This window comes from Protofrankia sp. Cr1, assembly GCF_963555865.1.
Classification (GTDB): Bacteria; Actinomycetota; Actinomycetes; order Frankiales; family Frankiaceae; genus Protofrankia.
On record NZ_CAUVXO010000062.1, the window covers coordinates 14139 to 16681 of the forward strand.

General features: G+C 66.8%; 3 protein-coding genes. 2 read left to right on the top strand and 1 reads right to left on the bottom strand.

Annotated features, from left to right (window positions below):
* Window positions 1-113 precede the first annotated feature (113 nt).
* Complete coding sequence (locus tag U9980_RS08165; protein ID WP_322747533.1) at window positions 114-614, bottom strand: transcriptional regulator; 501 nt, start codon at window positions 612-614, stop codon at window positions 114-116.
* Window positions 615-926: 312 nt separating this feature from the next.
* Between U9980_RS08165 and pyrR the strand changes: the two genes are divergently transcribed.
* Both pyrR and U9980_RS08175 read left to right on the top strand, forming a co-directional pair.
* Complete coding sequence (pyrR, locus tag U9980_RS08170; RefSeq protein ID WP_322767381.1) at window positions 927-1526, top strand: bifunctional pyr operon transcriptional regulator/uracil phosphoribosyltransferase PyrR; 600 nt, start codon at window positions 927-929, stop codon at window positions 1524-1526.
* Entirely contained in the window at window positions 1526-2446 is a 921-nt protein-coding gene (locus tag U9980_RS08175; protein ID WP_322756089.1) for an aspartate carbamoyltransferase catalytic subunit, read from the top strand. The genes pyrR and U9980_RS08175 overlap by 1 nt, the downstream gene beginning before the upstream one ends.
* Window positions 2447-2543 lie beyond the last annotated feature (97 nt).

Here is a 2543-nt window from a genome sequence, read left to right on the forward strand (position 1 = left end):
CCTCCGGGCGCGCGCGAAAACTATGATCGCGCGCCCTTTGGCGGGGCCGGCTCCGCAGAGCGCCTCCGGGCGCGCGCGAAAACCATGATCGCGCGCCCTTTGGCGGGTGCGGGTTAGGCGGACTCGCTGATGCTTGCTTCCTGGCCCTGCTCGGGGCTCAGAACTCCCCACGACACGAGCTGCTCGGTCAGTTTGCTCGGTGAGGTGTCGTAGATGACGGCGAGGGAGCGCAGGTCCTCGTAGCGGATCGAGAGCACGCGGCCGTTGTAGTCGCCGCGCTGGCTCTGAATGGTCGCTGCGTACCGGGCGAGCGGGCCGCCCTGCTCCTTGGGTACCTGGGAAAGACGCTCCAGGTCGAGGACGATGCGCGGCGACTGCTCGAGCGGAGCCACGGTTGAACCTTCGGGGAGCAGTTCTCCCACCGGGACACCGTAGAACTCGGCGAGTTCTGACAGGCGCTGCACCGTAACGGCGCGGTCTCCGCGTTCGTAGGAGCCCACGACGACAGCCTTCCACCGCCCGTGCGACTTCTCCTCGACGCCATGAAGCGAGAGCCCCTGCTGGGTGCGTATTGCGCGCAGCCGAGTACCGAGCGCCTTCGCATAGTCGGACATCGGAGTGCCCACTCCCGTCGTGGTCGATCAGTTGGAACCGGGGCTCTTGCCTCCGGTGGTTACCCATAGTAGTCCCGGGTCGGTTGTGGCTCGACACCAGGGGGGTCGTGTTGACACTTTCTTTGTACCACTTTCTGTAGCACTTCGATCGCACTAGGCGCTACGGCTGTGGGAACTTCCCCACTTGGAGCTGTTCATACGCGTCGGGTTCCAAGTATGTAACGTGCAGTGACAATCTGAGGTGCCTGATACCGTCATCCGGACCGCTCCTTTAAGGACCGTCCAGTGAGGCGGGGAAGGAGGGACATCGCCATGGCCGCAGCTGCCACGGGTGGGTCCTCATCCGGTCCGGAGGCATCGGGCCATGGCGTCGCCCGTACGGTCCTCTCCGGTGCGGACATCGGCCGGATACTCACCCGGATGGCTCACCAGATCCTGGAGAAGACCTCCGGCGGAAACGGCGTCGTGCTTCTCGGGATACCCACCCGCGGGGTGCCACTTGCCCACCGGCTCGCCGCCCGGGTACGCGCGGTGGAAGGCGTCGAACTCGGGGTGGGTTCGCTCGACCCGACCATGCACCGTGACGACCTGCGGTTTCAAGCGGTCCGCCCGCTCGGGGTCACCGACCTTCCCGACGGGGGGATCGACGGCCGGACAGTGATTCTCGTCGATGACGTCCTGTACTCCGGGCGTACGGTGCGGGCGGCTCTCGACGCGCTGGCCGCATTCGGTCGGCCCCGGGTGGTACAGCTCGCGGTCCTGGTGGACCGCGGTCACCGGGAACTGCCGATCCGGGCTGACTATGTGGGCAAGAACATGCCGACATCCCGCCAGGAGGCCGTCGCGGTCCGGCTCACCGAAATCGACGGCCGTGACGCCGTCATGATTGTCTCGGACGGGTGGGCCGGGTGATGCGCCATCTCCTGTCCACCGAAGATCTTGGCCGGGACGAGGCCCTGCTCGTGCTCGACACGGCCGAGTACATGGCGACCGTCGCGGACCGGTCGGTGAAGAAGCTGCCGACCCTGCGTGGTCGGACGGTGGTCAACCTGTTCTTCGAGGATTCGACCCGCACCCGGACGTCGTTCGAGGTCGCAGCCAAACGGCTTTCCGCCGATGTGATCAATTTCTCGGCCCGCGGATCGAGCGTCTCCAAGGGAGAAAGCCTCAAGGACACGGCGTTGACCCTTGAGGCGATGGGCGCCGACGCGGTGGTGTGCCGACATCCGGCCAGCGGTGCTCCGCACCGGCTTGCCGGTTGGGTACGTGGCAGCGTGCTCAATGCCGGGGACGGTACCCATGAGCATCCGACCCAGGCTCTGCTCGACGCGTTCACCATCCGCCGACGCCTCGGCCGCCTCGACGGCCTGTCCGTCACGATCGTCGGCGATATCCTGCACTCGCGGGTGGCCAGGTCCAACATGTGGCTGCTCTCGACTCTGGGAGCGGCTGTGACGGTGGTCGCCCCGCCCACCCTGGTGCCTGTCGGGGTCGAACGGTGGCCGGTCGAGGTCTCCTACGATCTGGACGCGGTGCTGCCCAAAAGCGATGTCGTCATGATGCTGCGGGTCCAGCGCGAGCGGATGACGGCGGCGTTCTTCCCCACCGAGCGGGAATACACCCGCCGGTACGGCTTGGACGCCGACCGACTGGCGGCGATGCCACCATCCGCGCTGGTGATGCATCCGGGGCCGATGGTGCGCGGCATGGAGATCGCCTCGGATGTGGCGGACTCGACCCGCTCGACCGTGGTCGAGCAGGTCGCCAACGGCGTAAGCGTGCGGATGGCCGTTCTGTATCTGCTGCTGGGCGGCACCAGGGAGGTGGCATGACCGGGTCCCCGGCGGTCTCCTGCGCTGCGCTGCTTACGATGTTCGTTCTGGAGGCCGCTTCATGACGCAACGCGCCAACGTCGCCGCGTTCGATCCA

What these genes read in the sequence shown, in the direction of transcription:
- U9980_RS08165 (WP_322747533.1), bottom strand. Translation starts at nt 614, where the DNA reads ATGTCCGACTATGCGAAGGCGCTCGGTACTCGGCTGCGCGCAATACGC.
- pyrR (WP_322767381.1), top strand. Translation starts at nt 927, where the DNA reads ATGGCCGCAGCTGCCACGGGTGGGTCCTCATCCGGTCCGGAGGCATCG.
- U9980_RS08175 (WP_322756089.1), top strand. Translation starts at nt 1,526, where the DNA reads ATGCGCCATCTCCTGTCCACCGAAGATCTTGGCCGGGACGAGGCCCTG.